This is a genomic window from Caballeronia grimmiae, from assembly GCF_000698555.1.
GTDB lineage: Bacteria > Pseudomonadota > Gammaproteobacteria > Burkholderiales > Burkholderiaceae > Caballeronia > Caballeronia grimmiae.
The window spans coordinates 1-21,599 of record NZ_JFHE01000044.1 but is presented as its reverse complement, the minus strand read 5'-3'; the positions used below and the strand labels follow the sequence as shown (position 1 = coordinate 21,599).

21 protein-coding genes, 1 pseudogene and 1 riboswitch are annotated in these 21,599 nt (G+C 65.3%); of the genes and pseudogenes, 11 read left to right on the top strand and 11 right to left on the bottom strand.

Annotation, left to right across the window (positions count from 1 at the left end; genetic code table 11):
• Window positions 1–68 precede the first annotated feature (68 nt).
• Window positions 69–830, top strand: coding sequence for a 3-oxoacyl-ACP reductase (locus tag BG57_RS26735; protein WP_035969883.1), 762 nt, complete (start codon window positions 69–71; stop codon window positions 828–830).
• An 18-nt stretch (window positions 831–848) separates the two neighbouring features.
• Here BG57_RS26735 and BG57_RS26730 read toward each other — a convergent pair whose 3' ends face one another.
• Window positions 849–2,513 (bottom strand): alpha-amylase family protein, encoded by a 1,665-nt coding sequence (locus tag BG57_RS26730; protein WP_035969882.1) that lies wholly within the window; start codon window positions 2,511–2,513, stop codon window positions 849–851.
• A 150-nt stretch (window positions 2,514–2,663) separates the two neighbouring features.
• Between BG57_RS26730 and BG57_RS26725 the strand changes: the two genes are divergently transcribed.
• From BG57_RS26725 to mntP, 4 genes and pseudogenes are all read left to right on the top strand, one after another.
• A complete protein-coding gene (locus tag BG57_RS26725; protein ID WP_035969881.1) occupies window positions 2,664–3,197 on the top strand; it encodes a DUF4142 domain-containing protein in 534 nt (177 codons plus the stop codon).
• A 1-nt stretch (window position 3,198) separates the two neighbouring features.
• A pseudogene (locus BG57_RS33950) lies at window positions 3,199–3,506 on the top strand (cupredoxin domain-containing protein).
• The gene (locus BG57_RS26715; RefSeq protein ID WP_035969880.1) at window positions 3,503–4,231 is read left to right on the top strand and encodes an RNA polymerase sigma factor; all 729 of its coding nucleotides are present in this window, start codon (window positions 3,503–3,505) and stop codon (window positions 4,229–4,231) included. Before BG57_RS33950 ends, BG57_RS26715 begins: the two are co-directional and overlap by 4 nt.
• Window positions 4,211–4,387: riboswitch (yybP-ykoY riboswitch) on the top strand. (Overlaps the previous gene by 21 nt.)
• 10 nt (window positions 4,388–4,397) lie before the next feature.
• The gene (mntP, locus tag BG57_RS26710) at window positions 4,398–4,967 is read left to right on the top strand and encodes a manganese efflux pump MntP (protein ID WP_035969879.1); all 570 of its coding nucleotides are present in this window, start codon (window positions 4,398–4,400) and stop codon (window positions 4,965–4,967) included.
• Window positions 4,968–4,998: 31 nt separating this feature from the next.
• Here mntP and BG57_RS26705 read toward each other — a convergent pair whose 3' ends face one another.
• Complete coding sequence (locus BG57_RS26705) at window positions 4,999–5,907, bottom strand: LysR family transcriptional regulator (protein WP_035969878.1); 909 nt, start codon at window positions 5,905–5,907, stop codon at window positions 4,999–5,001.
• A gap of 132 nt (window positions 5,908–6,039) precedes the next feature.
• Between BG57_RS26705 and BG57_RS26700 the strand changes: the two genes are divergently transcribed.
• From BG57_RS26700 to BG57_RS26685, 4 genes are all read left to right on the top strand, one after another.
• Window positions 6,040–6,990 (top strand): hydroxymethylglutaryl-CoA lyase, encoded by a 951-nt coding sequence (locus BG57_RS26700; RefSeq protein ID WP_035969877.1) that lies wholly within the window; start codon window positions 6,040–6,042, stop codon window positions 6,988–6,990.
• A gap of 10 nt (window positions 6,991–7,000) precedes the next feature.
• On the top strand, window positions 7,001–8,152 hold the full coding sequence (locus BG57_RS26695) for a CaiB/BaiF CoA transferase family protein (RefSeq protein ID WP_035969875.1): 1,152 nt from the start codon (window positions 7,001–7,003) through the stop codon (window positions 8,150–8,152).
• On the top strand, window positions 8,149–8,673 hold the full coding sequence (locus BG57_RS26690) for a gamma carbonic anhydrase family protein (RefSeq protein ID WP_035969874.1): 525 nt from the start codon (window positions 8,149–8,151) through the stop codon (window positions 8,671–8,673). The genes BG57_RS26695 and BG57_RS26690 overlap by 4 nt, the downstream gene beginning before the upstream one ends.
• An 80-nt stretch (window positions 8,674–8,753) precedes the next feature.
• A complete protein-coding gene (locus BG57_RS26685; protein WP_035969872.1) occupies window positions 8,754–10,193 on the top strand; it encodes an MFS transporter in 1,440 nt (479 codons plus the stop codon).
• Window positions 10,194–10,263: 70 nt separating this feature from the next.
• Here the strand turns inward: BG57_RS26685 and BG57_RS26680 are convergent, their stop codons facing one another.
• The 4 genes from BG57_RS26680 to BG57_RS26665 are packed head-to-tail and all read right to left on the bottom strand — an operon-like array spanning window position 10,264 to window position 13,977.
• Window positions 10,264–11,043, bottom strand: a complete 780-nt coding sequence (locus tag BG57_RS26680; protein WP_371875855.1) for an ABC transporter substrate-binding protein — start codon at window positions 11,041–11,043, stop codon at window positions 10,264–10,266.
• 60 nt (window positions 11,044–11,103) lie between these two features.
• A complete protein-coding gene (locus BG57_RS26675) occupies window positions 11,104–12,549 on the bottom strand; it encodes an NAD(P)/FAD-dependent oxidoreductase (protein ID WP_035969869.1) in 1,446 nt (481 codons plus the stop codon).
• Window positions 12,546–12,848, bottom strand: coding sequence for a (2Fe-2S)-binding protein (locus BG57_RS26670; RefSeq protein ID WP_052006019.1), 303 nt, complete (start codon window positions 12,846–12,848; stop codon window positions 12,546–12,548). Before BG57_RS26670 ends, BG57_RS26675 begins: the two co-directional genes overlap by 4 nt.
• Window positions 12,832–13,977, bottom strand: coding sequence for an NAD(P)/FAD-dependent oxidoreductase (locus BG57_RS26665; RefSeq protein ID WP_035969868.1), 1,146 nt, complete (start codon window positions 13,975–13,977; stop codon window positions 12,832–12,834). Before BG57_RS26665 ends, BG57_RS26670 begins: the two co-directional genes overlap by 17 nt.
• 100 nt (window positions 13,978–14,077) lie before the next feature.
• Between BG57_RS26665 and BG57_RS26660 the strand changes: the two genes are divergently transcribed.
• Window positions 14,078–14,989 (top strand): LysR substrate-binding domain-containing protein, encoded by a 912-nt coding sequence (locus tag BG57_RS26660; protein WP_035969867.1) that lies wholly within the window; start codon window positions 14,078–14,080, stop codon window positions 14,987–14,989.
• 36 nt (window positions 14,990–15,025) lie between these two features.
• On the opposite strand, the gene BG57_RS26655 is transcribed toward BG57_RS26660, so the two are convergent.
• Window positions 15,026–15,457 (bottom strand): PRC-barrel domain-containing protein, encoded by a 432-nt coding sequence (locus BG57_RS26655; protein ID WP_035969866.1) that lies wholly within the window; start codon window positions 15,455–15,457, stop codon window positions 15,026–15,028.
• A 93-nt stretch (window positions 15,458–15,550) separates the two neighbouring features.
• Window positions 15,551–15,781 carry a hypothetical protein gene (locus BG57_RS26650; protein ID WP_052006018.1) on the bottom strand — a complete coding sequence of 77 codons (231 nt, stop codon included), beginning with the start codon at window positions 15,779–15,781 and terminating at the stop codon, window positions 15,551–15,553.
• 337 nt (window positions 15,782–16,118) lie between these two features.
• Between BG57_RS26650 and BG57_RS26645 the strand changes: the two genes are divergently transcribed.
• Entirely contained in the window at window positions 16,119–17,213 is a 1,095-nt protein-coding gene (locus BG57_RS26645; RefSeq protein ID WP_081850996.1) for a sugar-transfer associated ATP-grasp domain-containing protein, read from the top strand.
• A 42-nt stretch (window positions 17,214–17,255) separates the two neighbouring features.
• On the opposite strand, the gene prpF is transcribed toward BG57_RS26645, so the two are convergent.
• The 3 genes from prpF to BG57_RS26630 form a co-directional block, all read right to left on the bottom strand.
• Window positions 17,256–18,437 carry a 2-methylaconitate cis-trans isomerase PrpF gene (gene prpF / locus BG57_RS26640; RefSeq protein ID WP_035969864.1) on the bottom strand — a complete coding sequence of 394 codons (1,182 nt, stop codon included), beginning with the start codon at window positions 18,435–18,437 and terminating at the stop codon, window positions 17,256–17,258.
• Window positions 18,438–18,478: 41 nt separating this feature from the next.
• The gene (gene acnD, locus BG57_RS26635) at window positions 18,479–21,076 is read right to left on the bottom strand and encodes a Fe/S-dependent 2-methylisocitrate dehydratase AcnD (protein ID WP_035969863.1); all 2,598 of its coding nucleotides are present in this window, start codon (window positions 21,074–21,076) and stop codon (window positions 18,479–18,481) included.
• Between the two features lie 53 nt (window positions 21,077–21,129).
• Window positions 21,130–21,599 (bottom strand): citrate/2-methylcitrate synthase (locus BG57_RS26630; RefSeq protein WP_035969862.1); only part of this gene is annotated, 470 nt, incomplete at its 5' end.

Below are 21,599 nucleotides of genomic sequence, written 5' to 3'. Positions count from 1 at the left end.
CGCGCCTTCGGATCGCGAGGGCATCCGGCATAATGCCTCGATCATTCCACAACGAATTCGAGGCGCCGATGCTGCTGTCTGAACAGAACGTACTCGTGACCGGCGGCGCACGCGGGCTGGGCGCCGCGATCGTCGAGGCGCTCGCACGCGAAGGCGCGGGCGTCGTCGTGAACTATCGCCGCAGCGAAAGCGGAGCGATGGCGCTCGCCGAGCGGCTCGGTCCGCGCGTCGTCGCGCTTCAGGGCGATGTCACCGATGCGGCATCCGTCGCGCGTCTTTTCGACGAGGCGCGCGCACGCACCGGCCGGCCCGTGCATGCGGTGGTGAACAACGCACTGGCCGACTTCAGTTTCGATGGCGACGCGCGCCCGAAGATCGGCGACATCGGATGGTCGCGCTTTCAGCAGCAGATCGACGGCGCGCTCAAGGGCGCGCTCAACACGATCCAGGCCGCGTTGCCCGACATGCGCGCCGCTGGCTTTGGCCGCATCGTGAACGTCGGCACGAATCTCTTCCAGAATCCCGTCGTGCCGTATCACGATTACACGGCGGCGAAAGCGGCATTGCTCGCGCTGACGAGAACCGCATCGAACGATCTGGGGCCGGACGGCATCACCGTCAACATGGTGTCGGGCGGCCTGTTGCGCACCACCGACGCGAGCAGCGCGACGCCCGAGGCGGTCTTCGACATGGTCGCGGGTTTCACGCCGCTGCGGCGCGTCACCACGCCGGCCGAGTTCGCCGACGCCGTGTTGTTCTTCCTCTCGCCGTGGGCGCGCGCGGTGACAGGGCAAAATCTCGTCGTCGACGGCGGACTGGTCAAGGGCTGACGCGAAGTCAAACCCGGCTCAAACCTCGCTTCGCTTCAGCAGATAGTCGAGCCCGCCCACGCGATACCAGCGATACCCATACGGTTCCAGCACGACACTGTGCTGGCCCTTCGCGTTACCTTCGCTGTGATCGCCGGAAAGCAGGTTGACGAGTTTGCCGCTTTCTCCCGCTGCCGCGCCGACCCGGAACTTCACCGTGCACGCGGCCGCGCTGAAGTTGTGCAGACAGACGACCGAGTTGTTGCGCCAGTCGTAGCGCAGCGCGAGCACGTCGTCGCGCGAGGTGCGAAGAATCGCGAAATCGCCCCAGCTTATCTCGGGCACTTCCTTGCGCATGCGGATCATCCGCTCCATCCAGTTCAGGAGCGAATCGGGATCTCTTCGCTGGCTCGCGACATTCACGCGCTCATATCCATACGGTCCGCCCGAGATCACCGGGCTAACCGGACGCGCATGTTTCGTGAAGCCCGCATGCGGCTCGGTCGACCATTGCATCGGCGTGCGCAGGCTTTCGCGTTCCGGCAGACGCAGATCGTCGCCCATGCCGATCTCATCGCCGTAGCGCACGACGGGCGTGCCCGGCAGCGTCAGCATGAGGCTGTACGCCAGTTCGAGCCGGTGACGGTCGCCATCGAGCATCGGCGCAAGACGCCGGCGGATGCCGCGTTCGTAGAGCTGCATGGACGGCTCGGGACCGAACGCCGCGAACACGGCTTCGCGTTCCTTCGGCGACAAGCGGCCAAGGTCGAGTTCGTCGTGATTGCGCAGGAACACGCCCCATTGCGCGGTCGCCGCACGCGATTTCGTCGCTTCGAGCGCTTTTCTCAGCGGCACGGTATCGGCGCTCGCGAGCGCATAGAAGGTGTTCTGATTGACCTGGAAGTTGAACATCATCTGCAGCCGCTCGCCGGCATCGCCGAAGTACTGCATGTCGGTGTTAGGCAGCACGTTGGCTTCCGCGAGGATGATCGCGTCGCCTTCGCGCCACTGCAGGAACTCGCGAAACATGCGGAGCATGTCGTACTGACGGGCCGGCTTCTTGACCTGCGCGCCCTTGGTCGCGATGACGAACGGCACCGCGTCCATGCGAAACCCCGAGACGCCGAGCTGAATCCAGAAACCCATGATCTTCAGCAACTCCGCCTGCACGTGCGGATTGGCCGTGTTGAGATCGGGCTGGAAGTCGTAGAAGCGGTGGAAGTACCACAGGGCGGCTTGCTTGTCGTAGGTCCACGTGGACTTCTGCACGCCGGGAAACACCACGCCGTCGTCCGCGCCCGCCGGCCGCTTCTTCGACCATACGTACCAGTCGCGATACTTCGAATTCGGATCGCGCCTCGCTTCCTTGAACCACGGATGCTGATCCGACGTGTGATTCACGACCAGATCGATCAGCACGCGCAAGCCGCGCTGACGGCACGCGTGAGTGAATTCCACGAAATCGCCGAGCGTGCCGTAGCGCGGATCGACGTTGTAGTAGTCGGAGATGTCGTAGCCGTTGTCGCGGCCCGGCGATGGCTGAAACGGCATCAGCCATATCGTGGTGACGCCGAGCCCCTGAAGATAGTCGAGCCGCCGCAACAAGCCCTGGAAATCGCCGACGCCGTCGCCGTTCGCATCCATGAACGCGCCGACGGACAGACAATAGATGACCGCGTTCTTGTACCAGAGATCATTGAGCATGCGCTTGGATCGAGGCCCGGTTCGTGTGCGTCCGAGTGTAACCGTGATCCGCCGGCGCGGGCAATCCGGGATTGGACTGCGGTGCGGGAACGCGCTTCTTCGACGTGACATCCAATGCCGTGTCTGCCACTTCATACGCGGAGATGTCATATGAAACGCATTCATTTCGCGCTCGCGGCGGCGCTCGCGCTGACGAGCATCGCGTCCCGTGCGCAAGGGGCTGGGCCGACCGATCCGCAAATCGCCGCGATCGTCGTGACCGCCAATCAGGTCGATATCGACGCGGGCAAGCTCGCTGGCGACAAAACGAAATCGAAGGACGTGAAAGCGTTTGCGCAGCAGATGGTCACGGATCACAGCGGCGTCAACAAGGCCGCGACGGATCTGGTGAAGAAGCTCGACGTGACGCCTGAAGACAGCCCGACGAGCCAGAGCCTCAAGCAAGGCGGCGACGCGAACATCGCCAAGTTGAAGCAGTTATCGGGCGGCAGCTTCGACAAGGCGTATATCGATCACGAGGTGGCCTATCATCAAAGCGTGCTCGATGCGCTCGACAAGACGCTCATCCCCAGCGCGAAGAACGCGGAACTGAAGGCGCTGCTGGTGAAGGTGCGGCCGGCATTCGTCGCGCATCTCGATCACGCGCGGCATGTGCAGGCGGAACTCGCCAGAAACGGTGCATGACATGCGCTTGCTGATCTGGCTGATGAGTGCGCTCGCGTGGCCCGTCGATGCGATTGCGGCGACGCATGTCGTCGTCATCGAAGGCATGCGCTTTAGTCCGCCCGCGCTGACGGTCGCTCGCGGCGATCGCGTGATGTGGATCAACAAGGACTTGTTCCCGCATACCGCGACCGCCGATGCCAAAGCGTTCGATTCGCACGGCATCGCGGCAACGCATCGTGGATTTACGTGGCGCACGATGCCGGACGCTACGCCTATTCATGCGCGCTGCATCCGGCGATGCACGCGGTCCTCAACGTACGGCCATGACGACGATGATTCCCGCGACCGACACCACCGACGACGAACTCGCCATCGCGCGCCGCATCGCTGCCGGCGACCGGACCGCGTTCGAAGCGATGATGCGGCGGCATAATCGCCGGCTGTATCGGCTGGCGCGCGCCACCTTGCGCAACGAGGCCGAAGCGGAGGACGCGCTGCAGGATGCGTACTTGCACGCGTTCCGGTCGATGAGCCAGTTTCGCGGTGATTCGCAATTGCTCACGTGGCTGTCGCGGCTCGTGCTCAACGAATGCTTCGCGCGATTGCGGCGCTCGGCGCGTCGTCAGAACGTGATTCCGATCGTGGATGCGCCCGCCGCCATCGAACGGGCCGATACGACCCGCTCCCACGACGACGCCCCCGACCAGGCGCTTGCGCGTGCGCAAGTGCGCGCGCTGCTCGAACGCAAGCTCGATGAATTGCCGGACCTGTTTCGCGTCGTGTTCGTGCTGCGCTCCATCGAAGAGATGAGCGTCGAGGAGACCGCGCAATGTCTGCACATTCCCGAAGCGACGGTGCGCAGCCGGCATTTTCGGGCGCGCAGCCTGTTGCGCGAATCGCTTGCGCAGGCCTTCGATCTCGCCGAGCGCGACGTATTCGAGTTCGGCGGGGCGCGGTGCGATCGCATCGTCGCGAAGGTGCTGTCGACGCTATCGGATGACGGCTCCTGGCCTATCGGCCGTGTTAAGCTCTCGCTTCTCGCTGGGGAGTAGCCGGCTTTCCGTCCCACGGAAAGCGCGCATGTCAACACACTCGGTCCGCACACAGGGACCGTGGCATGCGCAGCCATCAAAGGTTGGCAAGACCATCGACGGAACGCGCCCTCAGGTCGGGCGGCGCGTTGCGTCGTGTTTCTTTGCCCGACCAGAGCCCTACTCGATGAACCTCGCCTCCACGATCTTCCTCGCCTTCGCCATGTCAACCGACGCCTTCGCGGCCGCCGTCGGCAAGGGTGCGAGCCTGCGCAAGCCTCGCGTCACCGAAGCCCTCCGGACGGGCCTCATCTTCGGCGTCATCGAAGCCATCACGCCGCTCGTCGGCTGGGCGATCGGCCGGACGGCGGCGCAGTACGTCACCGCGTGGGATCACTGGATCGCGTTCGGCCTGCTTTTTCTGCTCGGTGCGCGCATGATTCGCGAAGGTTGCGGCAGCGCCGAACACGCGGACGAGAAGCCCAACTCGCATTCGTTCTGGGTGCTGGCGGTCACCGGTTTTGCCACCAGCATCGATGCGATGGCGGTCGGCGCGGGCCTCGCTTTCATCGACGTGGATATCTTCTCGACCGCCGCCACCATCGGTTTCGCGACCATGCTGATGGTGACGGTCGGTGTGATGATCGGCCGGCTCGTCGGCGCGACCATCGGCAAGCGGGCGGAGATCGTCGGCGGAGTGGTGCTGATCGGCGTCGGCTGCGCGATTCTCGCGCAGCATCTCGGTTATACGAGCTGAGTCGAACTCAGTGTGGGCGGGCAGGTGGCGCTCAGGCCGCTTGCCGCGCCCGGCTCGTCAGATGCTCGACCATCCTTTGAGCCGCCGGCTGCAGCGTGTCGAAGCCCTTGAAACAGACCACGAAGCGCCGTTCCGCCCAGGCATCGACGAGCGGAATGACCGCGACGCCGAACACCGACTGATACGTCGCCGCCACTTCCACCGGCACGACGCTGATGCCGAGGCCCGCGGCGACGACGCGAAACGCGGCATCGAAACTGGACACGATCACGCGATACGAGAGCGTCTTGCCGGCGCTCGCGGCGGATCGCCTCAACATCGTATGGACGGCGGTCGACGGCAGCAGCCCGACGTGCTCGTACTCGAGCGTGTCTTCGAAGCTCAGGCTTGTTTCGTTCGCCAGCGGATGGTCGGGATGCACGGCCAGCGCCAGCCGGTCCTGACGATAAGGCGCGTGCTGCAAGCCTTCAAGATCGACGTTGTCCCAGCAGACGCCGATGCTCGCCGCGCCCTCGCGCAGTTGCCGCACCAGTTCCGTCGATAACCTTTCCTCCACATCGACCCGAATGTTCGCGTTCGCCGGCTCGCGCATGAACGCGGCGATATCGTCGAGCAAGGCTTCCGCCATCGCCGACGCCGACGCGCAAATGCTCACGCGCCCGCGCAGCCCGCTGCCGAACGCCGCGACGTCGCTGCCGATGCGATCGAGCGTGAACAGCACGTTGCGCGCGTGTTCGAGCAGCGCGATGCCTGCGCCGGTCGGCTCGACGCCGCGCCGCGAGCGCGACAGCAGCGGCACGCCGAGGTCGGCTTCGAGCTGCGCGATGCGCTTGCTGATCGCGGACGGCTCGATATGCTGCTCCTCCGCCGCCCGCGCGATGTTGCGGTGATCGCATACGGCGACGAACAGGCGCAGCGTCTTCAGGTCGATATCGCGCACGGACGTTTCCTTTTAGACATTCCGGTTCGGAATCACAACGCTTCCAACATACCGCTTCTGAGCCGCGGCGGAAGGTCTAAAGTTAGCACAACGCCGGCGACACGATGACCGGCGCTAACACGGAGACGGCTCATGCCCTTGTTCCCCACTGACGCGGCGATACGCGAAGTCGGCTTGCGCGACGGCCTGCAAAGCATTCAGCGGGTTCTGCCGACGCAACGCAAGCGCGAATGGATTCGCGACGCCTACCAGGCCGGGCAGCGCGAGATCGAAGTCGGCTCGTTCGTGCCCGCGCGCCTCTTGCCCCAGCTTGCCGATACCGCCGAGCTCGTCGCTTTCGCGAAGACACTGCCCGGGCTTTTCGTTTCCGTGCTCGTGCCGAACCTGAGAGGCGCGGAACGCGCGTTCGAGACGCAAGCCGATTTGCTGCTCGTGCCGCTTTCGGCGAGCCGCGAGCACAGCCTCGCGAATCTGCGCAAGACGCCCGATGAAGTGGTCGCGGAAGTGGCGCGCATCCGCGCCGCCCGCGATGCCTCGGGCGCGAAGACGTTGATCGAAGGCGGCATCGGCACGGCGTTCGGCTGCACGATCCAGGGACGCGTCGAAGAAAGCGAAGTGCTGCGCTGCATGCAGGCTTTGCTCGATGCAGGCGCGGATCGCGTGAGCATCGCCGATACCGTCGGCTATGCGGGACCGCGCGCCGTTCGCGATCTGTTCGAGAAGGCGCGCCGCATTGCCGGCGAACGCTTCTGGTGCGGCCACTTTCACGACACGCGCGGCCTTGCGCTCGCCAACGTGTACGCCGCGCTCGAAACGGGCGTCGCGCGTTTCGATGCGACGCTCGCTGGCATCGGCGGATGCCCGCACGCGCCGGGCGCGAGCGGCAACGCATCGAGCGAGGACCTCGCCTTCATGCTGGCCGACATGGGCATCGAAACCGGCATCGACATAAGCGGCTTGCTTGCGCTGCGCGAGAAAGTGGCGCAATGGCTCGAAGGCGAAACCCTGCACGGCGCGCTGTGGCGTGCCGGTCTTCCCAAATCATTTGCGCAACATGCGGCGAGCGCCGCGCTGACCGCCTGAGGCTTTCCACATGACTTCGAATGCAAGACTTCCGCTCGACGGCGTGCGCGTCGTCGAATTCACGCACATGGTCATGGGACCGACGTGCGGCATGATCCTCGCCGATCTCGGCGCCGAAGTGATCAAGATCGAGCCGCCCGGCGGCGACAAGACACGCACGCTGCCGGGGCTCGGCATCGGCTTCTTCCGGTCGTTCAATCGCAACAAGAAGAGCGTCGTGATCGACATCAACACGCCGGAGGGCCGTGAAACCGCGACGGAACTGGTCGGCACCTGCGACGTGGTGCTCGAAAATTTCCGTCCCGGTCTCATGGAGAAGCTCGGCCTCGATTACGGCACGCTCAGCCGGCGCTATCCCGCGCTCATCTATGTATCGCACAAGGGCTTTCTGCCCGGCCCTTACGAAAAGCGCCTCGCGCTTGACGAAGTCGTGCAGATGATGGGCGGCCTTTCATACATGACCGGCCCGGTCGGACGGCCGCTGCGCGCGGGGACATCGGTGAACGACATCATGGGCGGCATGTTCGGCGCCATCGGCGTGCTTGCCGCGCTGCGCGAACGCGACTTCACGGGACGCGGCCAGGAAGTGCAGAGCGCGCTCTTCGAGAACTGCGTGTTCCTCTCCGCGCAACACATGCAGCAATACGCGATGACCGGCGAAGCGCCGCCGCCGATGCCCGCACGCGTCTCCGCGTGGAGCGTCTACGACGTGTTCACGCTGGCCGATGGCGAGCAGTTGTTCATCGGCGCGGTCAGCGACAAGCAGTTCGTCACGCTGTGCGATGTGCTCGCGCGTCCGGACATCGCGGCCGAGCCGCGCTTCGCCAACAACGCGATGCGCGTCGCGGTGCGGCCCGAACTGCTCGCGTGTCTCGGCGCGATCCTGAAGGATCGACACGTCGGCGAGCTTGCGCCGAAGCTCGAAGCGGCCGGCATTCCGTATGCGCCGATCGTGCGGCCCGACCAGTTACTCGACGATCCGCATCTGAAAGCGAGCGGCGGCCTCGCGCCGATGCAGACCGACGATGGCGATACGACCGATGTCGTCCTGTTGCCGATCACGATGGGCGGCCGCCGTCCGGGCGTGCGTCAGGCGCTGGCCCGCGTCGGCGAGCACACGCAAGAGGTGCTGTCGCGCATCAAGAGCCGGGTGACGGCATGAGCTGCTACGGATTGAGCAACGGCAAGCCGCAACTGGCCGAATCGGCATGGGTTGCGCCGCAGGCGGTCGTGATCGGCAACGCGGCGCTGCATGAGCGCGCGAGCGTCTGGTTCAACGCGGTGATTCGTGCGGATAACGAAGTAATTAAAATCGGCGCAGGCAGCAACGTGCAGGACGGCGCCGTGTTGCACACCGACCCCGGCTATCCCATGAGGATCGGCGAGAACGTCAGCATCGGGCATCAGGCGATGCTGCACGGCTGCACCATCGGCGATGGCTCGCTCATCGGCATTCAAGCGATCGTGATGAACGGCGCGGTCATCGGCAAGCACTGTCTCGTCGGCGCCGGCGCGGTCGTCACTGAAGGAAAGACGTTTCCGGACCGCTCGCTGATTCTCGGTGCGCCCGCGAAAGTGGTGCGCGAACTGACGGATGAGCAGATCGGAAGTCTCGCGTCCAATGCGGCGGATTATGCCGCGCGCGCGGAGAAGTATCGGCGGGAGCTCGACCAGACCGCTTAAAGCAGCACGATTCCAGTCAAGCGTCCCGGCAGGCTCGCAGCAAGACGAGCCGCCGGCATCATGAAGATCAGGAGACACACATGCAGCAGACCGTCACCGCGGGCAGTCCCCCGCTCGTCACACCCAATGTGCGCGTCGGCAATCAGCCGGGCGCGGAAATCTCGGCGCGCATGGATCGCCTGCCGATCACGCGGCATCTCTGGATGCTCGTGCTGCTGATCTCGCTCGGCGGCTTCTTCGAAATCTACGATCTGATTTTCACGGGCTATATCGCGCCGGGCATGGCGAAGAGCGGCCTGCTCGCCACGACGACTCATTCGTTCTTCGGCTTCACCGGCATTGCCGGATTCATCGCGGCGACGTTCGCCGGCCTGTTCGTCGGCACGTTCTGTTTCGGCTGGCTGCCGGACCGATACGGCCGCCGCGCCGTGTTCACCGTCTCCCTGCTGTGGTACTCGATCGGCTCCGCGATCATGGCGGTTCAGACGACGCCGGAAGCGGTCATTCTCTGGCGCTTCATCACGGGCATCGGGGTGGGCGTGGAGATCATCACCATCGACAGCTACGTGACCGAACTCGTGCCGCAGCACATGCGCGGCCGCGCGATGGCCTTCAATCAGATGGTGATGTTCGCCGCCGCGCCGGTGGCCGCGATCCTGTCGTACTGGCTCGTGCCGACGACCGTGTTCGGTATCGACGGATGGCGCGTCGTGGTGCTCGCGGGATCGGCGGGTGCGGTGCTCGTGTGGTTCATCCGCCGCTCGGTGCCGGAAAGTCCGCGATGGCTCGCCTCGCACGGACAGCCCGAGAAGGCCGATGCGATCGTGCGCGATATCGAATCGATCGTCGCGCGGCAAGCGAAGGAACCATTGCCGCCGCCGTTGCCGGTGGTCGAGCAGCCGGTGCATCGGCGCGCGTCGTTCGCGGAGCTGCTTCAACCGCCGTACCGGTCGCGCTTCGTGATGCTCGTCGTGTTCAATTTGTGTCAGGCGATCGGCTATTACGGCTTCGCGAACTGGGTGCCGACGCTGTTGATCGGGCAGGGCATCACGGTCACGAAGAGCTTGTTGTATTCGTTCATCATCGCGTTCGCGCTACCCGTCGGCCCAATGCTGGCGATGCTGTACGCCGATCGCATCCAGCGCAAGTGGCTGATCGTCGGCGGCGCGCTCGTAGTGATCGTGAGCGGCATCGCGTTCGGTCAGGCGCGGTCGGTGCCGGCGCTGATCGCGCTCGGCGTGCTCATCAGCCTCGCGGGACAGACCATCTCCGTGTGCTATCACGCGTATCAGGCCGAGCTTTTTCCGACCGCCATCCGATGCCGCGCCAATGGACTGGTGTACTCGGCAAGCCGCATCGGCGCGATGATGTCGGGCTTCATCATCGCGGCGCTATTGCGGGATTTCGGTGTGGTCGGCGTGTTCGCGGGCATTACCGCCTGCATGCTGGTGGTCGTGGTGTCCATCGGCGTCTTCGGACCGCGCACCAACGGCAAGCGTCTCGAAGAGCTGTGTCATTAGGCCGGTTACCCGCCGGGAAAGGGAAGCGGTCGAGCGAGCCGGCTGACCGGATCGCAAGACCGCCAACCGCTTACTTTCCGTACATGTCGAAATCGAAGTACTTCGCCTCGATCTTGCGATACGTCCCATCGCGCAGGATGTCCGCAATCGCGCCATTCAACGCATCGCGAAGGTCGGGGTCCGATTTGCGCACGCCGGCGGCATCGCCGTCGCCCATGATCTTCGGGTCATAGACGACATCGCCCGCGAATGCAAAGCCCTTGCCCGCCGGCGTCGCCAGAAAGCCGAGCTTGCCTTGCACGGCGTCCATCAGCACGGCGTCGACACGGCCCGCCGTCAGGTCCGCATAGGCCTGGTCATAGCTCGGATAGGCGACCACGTCCACGCCCGATGCCGCCCACTTCTCGCGTGCGTACGTTTCCTGCACCGTGCCTTGCTCGACGGCCACGCGCTTGCCCGCGAGCTTCGACGCCTCGGGCAGCAGATGCGCGCTTTCCTTCGCGATCAAGCGCGTCTGGTTGCGATACAGCCGCTCGGTGAAGTCGATCTGCTGACGACGCTTCTCGTTCGCGGCCATCGACGAAAGAATGACGTCGAACTTGCGCGCCTGCAATCCGGGAATCAGGCCATCGAAGCTGCTCTGCACCCACACACACTTCGCCTTCAGCTTCGCGCACAGCGCGTTGCCGAGGTCGATGTCGAAGCCCTGCACGGCGCCGTCTTTCGTCACCGACTCGAACGGCGGATAAGTCGGATCGACGCCGACGCGGATCGTGCTCCATTCCTTGGCCATCGCCATCGTGCTCGCCGCCATCAGGGCGAGTGCGGCGGCGGTCTTCATCGTCTTCATGCGTGGGGTCTTCATTGAGGCTCCGTAGTTAGCGTTCGTTAGAGTGGGCGGTTCTTGCAATCAGCTCGGGAATTCGCCGCGCGTGAAGTCGTCGTCGAGGGCGATGGAGTCGGCGATCTCGTCGATGGTGACGGGCTTGATCGGCGCGCGGATGCGGTAATAGCCGACATCGCCGACCGAACGCTGCTGCACTTGTGCGATCAGTTCGCTGACCGTCGTGCCGCACCATCGGCCCTGACACGGCCCCATGCCGCAGCGCGAAAACGCCTTCATCTGATTCGGTCCCTGACAGCCGAGCGCCGCGATCCCGCGAATCTCGCCCGCGCTGACTTCTTCGCAGCGGCACACGATCACGCCGTCGGCGGGACGGCGCAGCGCGGCGGGCGGCGTGTAGAGCGCATCGAGCAGCGGGCGCACGGCGAGATGGCGCTTCATCGCGCGCACGGCGGGGCGGTTGCGTGCATCGCGCGTCGCGGCGTCGAGCGCGCCGAGTTCGCGCGCAATGTCGAGCGCCGCGAGCGTGCCCGCGTGCATCGCGGCGATGGCGCCGCCGATGCCCGCGCCATCGCCCGCAATCCAGACGCGCTCGACGCTGGAGCGCCCGCGCGCATCCGTGCGGGGACGCCAGCATGCGGACGGCGCGTCCCACTCGTGCTCGCAGCCAAGCGACCGGGGCAGTTGTGTCGATGGAATCACGCCCTGATGCAGCAGCACGAGCGACGTGCGAATGACGTGCTGCGCGCCGCTTGCATCGACGAAACGCACGCTCTCTGCGCGGCCATCGCCTTCGATCGAAAACGCGCACGCGCCGCGATGAATCGGCGTTCCGGCCTGCTTCACCGCGCGCATCATGCGCACGCCCTTGAGCAGATAGTCGGCCCCGGCGAGCGCGGGCAATGCGTGCGGCAGCGCGGTGCGCCAGGCGTGTGACGGCGTGGTATCGACGATCGCGCACACACGGCGTCTCGCCTTCAGCAATTGCGACGCGAAAAGCCATAACAGCGGCCCGCTGCCCGCCAGCACCGCATCCTGCGACGGCGCGAGTCCCGATGACTTGAGCAGCGTTTGCGCCGCGCCGATGCCCATCACACCCGGCAGCGTCCATCCCTGCACGGGCCACGGACGTTCCTGCGCGCCGGTCGCGATCAGCACCGCGCGCGCCGTGACTTCGAGCGTGCCACCTCGTTCATCGTGGGGCTTGCGCGTCAGCATCGCGATCACGCGGCCGTCTTCGAACGCGACCTGCCAGACCACGCAGCGAGCGAGATGCTTCGCACCGCTGCCGGCGAACCGTTCGATGAGCGCGCGTCCGGCGAGATAGTCGTCGCCGAGGACGGTCGCATCGGCGAGCGGCGATTGCGCCGCGTCGCGATAAATCTGCCCGCCGGGCGCGTTGCCTTCGTCGGCGACGACGACATCGAGGCCCGCCGCACGCGCTTCGATCGCCGCCGACATGCCCGCCGGTCCCGCGCCGACGATCAGCAGATCGCACTTCACCTGCGTCATGCGAGCCTCGCTTTGCCGCTCATCGCGCGCACCCGCATGCCGTCGCGCACGCGCGTCATGCAGGCCTGCACGTTCGGCACGCCATCGACTTCGACGAGGCAGTCGAAGCACACGCCCATCATGCAGAACGGGCCGCGCGCCGTGCCGCTCACGGGCGTCGTGCGGCACGCGGCTGCGCCGCTTTCGAGCAGTGCGGCAGCGATCGAGTAATGCGTCGGCACGTGCCGCTCGGTACCGTCGATGTCGATGCGGACGGTGCGTGCCGGCATGGTGGCGAGGGGTTCAAAGAGCGTGGGCATCGGTCGGATTCGAAAAGCGTGTAGCGACGAAAGGATGAAGGATCGCAGGCTTGCCGCCGCCCGCGATCCACGGCGCGATGACATCCGCGTGCGCGGCGGCGAGCGTCACGCCGCTATGACAGATGGCGAGGAACGCGCCGGGATGCGCGGACGATTCTTCGTAGACCGGCAGGCCGTCCGGCGTCATGATGCGCAGCGCGCCCCACGACCGCACGATGCGCGCATGCGCGAGCAGCGGAAACGCGGTGCGTGCGCGCCGCGCGATATCGGCCATCACGGCGCGCGTCTGGCCATCGTCGAAGCCGGCCGGTTCCGCCGAATCGCCCAGCAGGACCGAGCCTTCGCGCGTCTGACGGACGACGAGCGTCGGATAGTCGAGAAACGGTTGCAGCCGCTCGGTCACCATGATCTGACCGCGCAGCGGCGTGATCGGCGCGTGCATGCCGACCATCGGCGCGAGCCGCGCGTTGTCGAGACCGGCGGCCAGCACGACGCGCTCCGCTTCGAGCGTGCCGCTCGCCGTATCGACTTCGAAGCGGCCCGCGCGGGGACGAATCGCACGAACCTCGTTGCGCGGCAGATACGCGCCGCCGTGAAGCTGAAACGCTTCCTGCATCGCGCGCAGCGTGTAAAGCGGGCTCGCATGGCCGTCGTGAGGCGAGTAGAGCGCGCCGGCCAGGGCGTCCGAGGCGGTCGGCACGCGCGCCTTCAGCGCCTTGATATCGAGCACTTCGTAAGTGAGCGACGCATCCTGCGCGCGGATCGATTCGAGCAAGCGATGCCCCGCATCGAGCTGCTCGGCGGTCTCGCACAGTTCGATGCCGCCGGGCCGCTCGAAGCCCGCATCGACGCCGGTCTCGCGCTGCAATTGCGCCGCGAACGCGCTCCAGCGCGCGGACGATTCGCGCGACCACTGCGCGTAAGGCAGGCAGCGGCTGCCCTTGCCCTGCACCCATACGAGCCCGAAGTTGCCACGCGCCGCGCGATGCGCCGAGTCCGCGCCGTCGCATACCGCGACGCGCTTGCCCGTGCGAGCGATCCCATATGCGATCGCCATGCCGACGAGCCCGCCGCCCGCGACGATCACGTCGTAGTGACGCGCGTTGTTATGGGCCTGTTTCTCGTGCATCGAATGCCTTTCCTGCCTATGTCATGTATCCGATGGCACTTTGAACGCGACGAAAATCGGCGTCAAATGCCGGTTCATGCGTCGCCTATAATCCAATGTTATGGATACGACAGCACTCAAGATTCGCCAGATCGAAGCGTTTCGCGCGGTCATGCTGCGCCGTACGGTGACGAGCGCCGCCGAATCGCTGCATGTTTCGCAGCCCGCCGTGAGCCGCCTTCTCGCTGATCTGGAGAGCCGCGTCGGCTTCGTGCTGTTCGAGCGGCAGCAGGGCCGGCTGGTGCCGACGGCGGAGGCGCGCGTGCTGTTCGAGGAAGTCGAGCGCGCGTTCGTCGGCATGGACCGCATCACGCTCGCGGCGCAGCAGATTCGCGCGATGCGGCGCGGCTCGTTGCGGGTGGCGGGATCGCCTGCGGTGGCGCTCGACCTGCTGCCGGCGGTGATTGCGCGTTTTGCCGAGCGTCATGCGGGCATCGACGTCAGCCTGCTTGCGCATAGCGCGACCACGGTGGTGGAAAAGGTGGCGTCCGGCCAGTGCGATGTCGGGCTGATCGCCGAACCGATCCCGCATCCCGCCGTGAGAAGCGAGCGGCTTTCGAACGCGGTAATGCGATGCATCGTGCCGCGCAAGCATCGTCTTGCACGGCGCGCGTCGTTGCGTGCCGCCGATTTACGCGGCGAGCGCTTTATCTCGTTTCCGCAGAGCTTCGATGCGCGCAGCGCCATCGATCGCGTGTTCGTCGAAGCGGGCGTTTCGCGTGATCTCGTGATCGAAGCGCAACTGTCGCAGGCGATCGTCGCGCTGGTCGCGAACGGCGCGGGCGTCGCGTTGATCGATCCGGTCACTGCCGCGTATGCGAGGGAACGCGTCGCGGTGAGGCGCTTCACGCCCGAGGTGCCTGATCACTTCTGCATCGTGACCAATGCGGCCCAGCCGATGCCCGTCGTGGCCGAGGCGTTTTGCGTGGATGTCAGGGAGGCGTTCGAGCGGGTGGTGAAAGCGGACCGATGAAGAAAGGCTGCGCCCATCATCGATCCGCTCGATGCGTTATTGGCCTTCTTTCAGCTTCTTCGGCTTCGGCGGCGCCTTCACCTTGTTGTACTCGAACTGCGGCGTGTTCTTGAGCGCGTCCTTCGTTGCGCCCGGCAGATAGAAGTTGCCATTGCGAAGCTCCAGCGAAGCGATCGGCACTGCAACGTCGTGCGTGGCCACGCCGAGGAATCCGCCGGTGGAGATGATCGCGGCTGACACCGTGGCGTCGGGAGAAATCACCAGATCCATGATCGAGCCGATCTTCTCGTTCTTGTCGTTATAGACCGACTTGCCGAGGATGCTCTTCTTGGTGCTCCATCCTTCCAGTAGCGCTTGCGATTGCTGCACGGTAACGCTGAGCGGTTGCGTGCCGGCCACCTGTGCATGAGCACCCAGGCTGATGGTTCCAATGACGGTCGCGAGGGTGAGGCGCTGCAAGAGTTTCATATCGAGGTCTCATGGTTGTTAGACCGGGCGCATGCCGCAAATCCCGGGCCCGGGCCGCGACATGCTCTTTCCGGCTTGTCTGTTGCGCTTGCCTCAACTCGTCTTCTTCGCCTTATGGTGGCGCTTCGGCGGCGCTGAATGCTTGCCGGTCGGGCCGGACGGCGTGCCGGTTTCGCCATTGCCGTTGGGCGTGCCGATACCCACGCCGCCGCGGCCGGCGCCGTTGCCGCCGGGTGTTCCACCTGCATTGCCCTGTGCGAGCGCAACCGTGGACAGGCCCAGCGCGAGAGCGGTCGTTACGAGGTACTTCGTTGCAGTCTTCATCGTGTCCTCTCCGAATGTAGGTGAGCAGCGGACTCTCCGGGCATAGTGGCAAAGCTCCGCGTGCAGACGGCAGACTTAGCAAGCTGCGATCCCGTCTTTCCTCGCACGATACCGCGCCCGATTTGAGTAAGCCTGGCAGACAAAGGATTCCTTACGATCAGCTTATGAATGACTGACTCGTTCGTAATAAAGGCCCTGTACTTGCAGACGTGCAGCCCGCGAGCGTCGACGCCGCGTCAATCGACAGCGCTTTTCCGCCAATTTGCGCTTCATTAAGCGTCCCATCAGGTCGCACTGGTTAACCTGTCGCACGTCCCAGAAACGGATCAATCGTTCTATGTCACCGAAGCATGTCGAGACGCTTGTCAAAGGATCATGGCGAAACCTTGCATGTCGAAGGTTTCATTGGCGGCATGGCGTCGAGGCGCGAAGCATTCGGCGGGCGATAGAAAGCCGGCATGGAAGGACGGACCCCGCTCAACTGGCGCTCGCCGATGCCTACGCACGTGATGTCTTCGGCGACGCGTGCTACGCACCGTGGCTGCAGGCCTATACCGCGTTCACCGGCACCTTCCGGGAAGGCTGGATTCCGGACAACTATTACGGCTGGGTAGTCGTGCCGAAGCTGAAGGGCCTCTACGGACAGATGTCGCATCTGAAGCCCGTCTCCCGGCTGCTCTTTCGCGACGACGTGTTCCCGGATATCGCGTACTACGTGAACGGTATGTTCTTTTCGTCCGATCACATCGCGATTCCCGAGTCCGAGGTCGCCGACCTCGTCTTCAGCACGAGCGAGCGCGTCGCGTTCAAGCTCGATCAGTCATCGCAGGGCAGGGGCGTCTTTCTGCTGGATCGCAAGGACTTCCGCGTCGCGCAGATCAAGTCGCTCGGCAACGGCGTGTTGCAGCGGTTCATCGTGCAGCATAAGTGGTTCGATCAGTTCGCATCGAAGGCGGTCGCCACGGTGCGTCTGACGACCGTCGTCGACGATGCCGGTCGCATCTCGTTGCGCGCCTGCTTCTTGCGGCTCGGACGGGCAACGGACACTTATATCCGCCCCGACAGCGAAGTCTGCGTCGCGGTCGATCTGAAAAGCGGCCGCCTGTCGAGCAGGGGCTATCTGAACGACTGGACCGATGTCGACGCGCACCCCGACTCGAAGGTCGCGTTCAGCGGCTTGACGCTGCCCGCGTTTGCGGAGTGCGTCGGCAAGGTCATCGAGCTGCATGCGAAAGTGCCGTTTGCGCGCTGCATCGGCTGGGACGTCACCGTGGATGCGAACGGGCAAGTCGTGGTGCTCGAATGGAACGCCGAACACAACGACGTCAAGTTCGGCGAAGCCACGCAAGGCCCGTGCTTCTCCGATCTGGGATGGGAAACACTCGGGTCCTTGCGCCGGGCCTCGGGCGGGACGTTGGTCCAGGCGCGATGACCAAGCGCGTTAAGCAAGCGGGTCAACTAAGCGCGCCACCGCTCACTGCGGCACGCGCACCCAGCCCTCCATCAATATGCGCGCGCTGCGGCTCATGATCGCCTTCGTGACGGTCCACTTGCCATCGGCTTCGCTCGCCTGCGCACCGACGCGCAACGTGCCCGAAGGGTGTCCGAATCGCACGACCTCACGCACGCCGCCGCCCGCGGCCTGATTGACCAGCGTGCCGGAAATCGCCGCCGCCGCGCCGATCGCTACCGCGGCGGTTCCCATCATCGCGTGATGCAGCTTGCCCATCGACACCGCCCGCACCAGCAAGTCGATGTCCTCGGCGGCCACCCGCTTGCCGCTGGACGCGACATAACTCGCGGGCTTCGCGACGAACGCGATCTTCGGCGTATGCTGCCGGCTCGCGATTTCGTCGATATGTCCCATGAGGCCCATGCGGACCGCGCCGTGCGCGCGGATCGTTTCGAGCATCACGAGCGCGGCGGGGTTGGTGTTGATCGCGTCCTGCAACTCGGCGCCCGTGTAGCCGATTTCCTCGGCGTTCACGAAGATGGTCGGGATGCCCGCGTTGATCATCGTCGCCGTCAGGGTGCCGATGCCCGGCACGTCGAGCGCGTCGATCAGATTGCCCGTCGGGAACATCGCGCCGCCCGCGCCGTCTTCCTCGGCAGCCGGGTCCATGAATTCGAGCTGCACTTCGGCGGCGGGGAAGGTCACGCCGTCGAGTTCGAAACCGCCCGTTTCCTGCACCGCGCCGTTCGTCATCGGGACATGCGCGATGATCGTCTTGCCGATGTTCGCCTGCCAGATACGCACGACGGCCACGCCGTTATCCGGCACGCGGCTCGCATCGATCAGGCCGCTCGCGATCGCGAACGGCCCCACGGCGGCGGAAAGGTTGCCGCAGTTGCCGCTCCAGTCGACGAAGGGCTTGTCGATGGCCACCTGACCGAACAGGTAATCGACATCATGATCCGGCCGGCTGCTCTTCGCGACGATCACCGTCTTGCTGGTGCTGGACGTCGCGCCGCCCATGCCGTCGATCTGCTTGCCGTACGGATCGGGGCTGCCGATGACGCGCATCAGCAGCGCGTCGCGTGCGGGGCCGGGCACGCGCGCGGCTTCGGGCAGGTCTTTCAGACGGAAGAACACGCCTTTACTCGTGCCGCCGCGCATGTAGGTGGCGGGAATCCTGATCTGCGGTGCGTGAGTCATGTCGATTCTTGTGATCCGGTGCTGGGTCGAGTAAAGCGCGCTTACGCCGTCGCCTGCGACGATTCGAGGAAGTCCTGCGCGAAGCGTTGCAGCACGCCGCCCGCTTCGTAGATCGAGACTTCTTCGGCGGTATCGAGCCGGCATGTGACCGGCACGTCGACACGCTCGCCGTTGCGGCGATGAATCACGAGCGTCAGGTCGGCGCGCGGCTTGCGCTCGCCGATGACGTCGAACGTCTCGGTGCCGTCGATGCCGAGCGTCAGCCGATTGACGCCCGCCTTGAATTCCAGCGGCAGCACGCCCATGCCGATGAGGTTGGTGCGGTGAATGCGCTCGAAGCCTTCCGCGACGATCGCCTCGGTTCCTGCGAGGCGCACGCCCTTCGCGGCCCAGTCGCGCGATGAACCCTGGCCGTAGTCCGCGCCCGCAATCACGATCAGCGGCTGCTTGCGTTCCATGTAGGTTTCGATGGCTTCCCACATGCGCGTGACCTTGCCCTCCGGTTCGATGCGCGCGAGCGAGCCTTGCACGATCTGGCCGTTGTCCAACACCATCTCGTTCTTGAGCGTCGGGTTCGCGAAGGTCGCGCGCTGCGCGGTCAGGTGATCGCCCCGATGCGTCGCATAGGAATTGAAGTCCTCTTCCGGCAATCCCATGCGGGCGAGATACTCGCCGGCCGCGCTGTCCGCGAGAATCGCATTCGACGGCGAGAGATGGTCCGTCGTGATGTTGTCGCCGAGCACGGCGAGCGCGCGCATGCCGCGTAGCGTGCGCTCACCGGCGAGCGCGCCTTCCCAGTACGGCGGACGGCGGATATAGGTGCTTTGCGGCCGCCAGTCGTAGAGCGGGGACGCCCGCTCGCCGGCGTCCGGCGCGAGCGCGAACATCGGCTCATAGACCTTGCGGAACTGCTCGGGCTTCACGCTGGACGCGACGATTGCATCGATTTCCTCGTCGGTCGGCCAGATATCCGCGAGCCGCACCGGGCGGCCGTCGGCATCGTGACCGAGCACGTCCTTTTCGATGTCGAAGCGGATGGTCCCGGCGATCGCATAGGCCACGACGAGCGGCGGCGATGCGAGGAACGCCTGCTTCGCATAGGGATGGATGCGGCCGTCGAAGTTGCGGTTGCCGGACAGCACGGCGGTGGCGTAAAGGTCTCGTTCGACGACTTCCTGCTGGATCGCCGGATCGAGCGCGCCGGACATGCCGTTGCACGACGTGCACGCGTACGCCACCACGCCGAAGCCCAGTTTCTCGAGTTCGGGCAGCAGCCCGGCTTCCTGCAGATACAGCGTGACCGCCTTCGATCCCGGCGCGAGCGAGGTCTTCGCCCACGGCTTGCGCGCGAGGCCAGCGCGGTTCGCGTTGCGCGCAAGCAAGCCGGCCGCAATCATGTTGCGCGGATTGTTGGTGTTGGTGCAGCTCGTGATCGCGGCGATGATCACCGCGCCATCGGGCATCCTGCCTTCGTCGTTCTCGACCGTGCCGCTGATGCCGCGCGCCGCCAGTTCCGACACCGGCAGCCGCCGATGCGGATTCGACGGCCCCGCCAGCGTCCGCACCACGGAAGACAGATCGAACGTGAGCACGCGTTCATATTCCGCGCGCTGCAGGCTGTCGGCCCAGAGGCCCGCTTGCTTTGCGTAGGTTTCGACCAGCGCGACGAGCGCATCGTCGCGGCCGGTGAGTTTCAGGTACTTGATGGTCTGATCGTCGATGTAGAACATCGCGGCGGTCGCGCCGAACTCGGGCGCCATGTTCGCGATGGTCGCGCGATCGCCGAGCGTCAGGCTCGCTGCGCCCGCGCTGTAGAACTCCAGATACGCGCCGACCACTTTCTGCTTGCGCAGGAACTCGGTCAGCGACAGCACGACATCGGTCGCCGTGATGCCCGGCCCCGGCTTGCCCGTCAGCTCGACACCGACGATATCCGGCAGCCGCATCCACGATGCGCGGCCCAGCATCACGCTTTCGGCTTCGAGGCCGCCCACGCCGATCGCAATGACGCCGAGCGCATCGACCATCGGCGTATGCGAATCGGTGCCGACGAGCGTGTCCGGAAACGCGACGCCGTCCTTCACCTGCACGACCGGGCTCATGCGTTCCAGGTTGATCTGGTGCAGGATGCCGTTGCCGGGCGGAATCACGTCCACGTTCTCGAACGCCTTCTTCGTCCACTCGATGAAGTCGAAGCGGTCGACGTTGCGCCGGTCTTCGATCGCGCGGTTCTTCGCGAACGCATCGGGATCGAAGCCGCCGCATTCGACGGCGAGCGAATGATCGACGACGAGCTGCGTCGGCACGACCGGATTGACGAGCGACGGATCGCCGCCCTGTGCCGCGATGGCGTCACGCAGCCCGGCGAGATCGACGAGCGCGGTCTGGCCGAGGATGTCATGGCACACGACGCGCGCCGGGAACCACGGAAAGTCCAGTTCGCGCTTGCGTTCGATGAGCTGGCCGAGCGATGCGGCGAGCGTCTCCGGCGCACAGCGGCGCACGAGGTTCTCGGCGAGGACGCGGGCGGTGTAGGGCAGCGTGTCGTAGGCGCCGGGGCGGATTGCGTCGACGGCGGCGCGTGCGTCGAAGTAATCGAGGCGCGTGCCGGGCAGGGGTTTGCGGTATTCGGTGTTCATAGCCCAAAGGCCCGGAATGGATTCGAGGGTTGCGGCAGCGAGCATAACGGATGTCAGACGCGCTGCGCCAGCGGCACGAACCCGAGGTCATCCGGCCCCGTGTAATTTGCGCTCGGGCGGATGATCTTGTTGTCGATACGCTGCTCGATGATGTGCGCGCTCCAGCCCGACGTGCGCGAAATGACGAAGAGCGGCGTGAACATCGCGGTGGGCACGCCCATCATGTGATACGAAACCGCGCTGAACCAGTCGAGGTTCGGGAACATCTTCTTCGCGTCCCACATGACCGATTCGAGGCGCTCGGCGATATCGAAGAGCTTCGTGTCGCCGGCTTCGGTCGACAGCGACTTCGCGACTTCCTTGATGACCTTGTTGCGCGGATCGGAGATCGTATAGACCGGATGCCCGAAGCCGATCACCACTTCCTTGTTCTCGACGCGGCGGCGAATGTCCGCTTCGGCTTCGTCGGGGGTTTGATAGCGCGACTGGATCTCGAACGCGACTTCGTTCGCGCCGCCGTGCT

Bases quoted from the DNA above. Each gene is read 5' to 3' on its own strand.
- BG57_RS26730 (WP_035969882.1), bottom strand. From the start codon at position 2,513: ATGCTCAATGATCTCTGGTACAAGAACGCGGTCATCTATTGTCTGTCC.
- prpF (WP_035969864.1), bottom strand. From the start codon at position 18,437: ATGACTCACGCACCGCAGATCAGGATTCCCGCCACCTACATGCGCGGC.
- BG57_RS26690 (WP_035969874.1), top strand. From the start codon at position 8,149: ATGAGCTGCTACGGATTGAGCAACGGCAAGCCGCAACTGGCCGAATCG.
- BG57_RS26645 (WP_081850996.1), top strand. From the start codon at position 16,119: ATGTCACCGAAGCATGTCGAGACGCTTGTCAAAGGATCATGGCGAAAC.
- BG57_RS26725 (WP_035969881.1), top strand. From the start codon at position 2,664: ATGAAACGCATTCATTTCGCGCTCGCGGCGGCGCTCGCGCTGACGAGC.
- BG57_RS26670 (WP_052006019.1), bottom strand. From the start codon at position 12,848: ATGCCCACGCTCTTTGAACCCCTCGCCACCATGCCGGCACGCACCGTC.
- BG57_RS26695 (WP_035969875.1), top strand. From the start codon at position 7,001: ATGACTTCGAATGCAAGACTTCCGCTCGACGGCGTGCGCGTCGTCGAA.
- BG57_RS26685 (WP_035969872.1), top strand. From the start codon at position 8,754: ATGCAGCAGACCGTCACCGCGGGCAGTCCCCCGCTCGTCACACCCAAT.
- mntP (WP_035969879.1), top strand. From the start codon at position 4,398: ATGAACCTCGCCTCCACGATCTTCCTCGCCTTCGCCATGTCAACCGAC.
- BG57_RS26715 (WP_035969880.1), top strand. From the start codon at position 3,503: ATGACGACGATGATTCCCGCGACCGACACCACCGACGACGAACTCGCC.
- BG57_RS26700 (WP_035969877.1), top strand. From the start codon at position 6,040: ATGCCCTTGTTCCCCACTGACGCGGCGATACGCGAAGTCGGCTTGCGC.
- BG57_RS26660 (WP_035969867.1), top strand. From the start codon at position 14,078: ATGGATACGACAGCACTCAAGATTCGCCAGATCGAAGCGTTTCGCGCG.
- BG57_RS26650 (WP_052006018.1), bottom strand. From the start codon at position 15,781: ATGAAGACTGCAACGAAGTACCTCGTAACGACCGCTCTCGCGCTGGGC.
- acnD (WP_035969863.1), bottom strand. From the start codon at position 21,076: ATGAACACCGAATACCGCAAACCCCTGCCCGGCACGCGCCTCGATTAC.
- BG57_RS26735 (WP_035969883.1), top strand. From the start codon at position 69: ATGCTGCTGTCTGAACAGAACGTACTCGTGACCGGCGGCGCACGCGGG.
- BG57_RS26655 (WP_035969866.1), bottom strand. From the start codon at position 15,457: ATGAAACTCTTGCAGCGCCTCACCCTCGCGACCGTCATTGGAACCATC.
- BG57_RS26680 (WP_371875855.1), bottom strand. From the start codon at position 11,043: ATGAAGACGATGAAGACCGCCGCCGCACTCGCCCTGATGGCGGCGAGC.
- BG57_RS26665 (WP_035969868.1), bottom strand. From the start codon at position 13,977: ATGCACGAGAAACAGGCCCATAACAACGCGCGTCACTACGACGTGATC.
- BG57_RS26675 (WP_035969869.1), bottom strand. From the start codon at position 12,549: ATGACGCAGGTGAAGTGCGATCTGCTGATCGTCGGCGCGGGACCGGCG.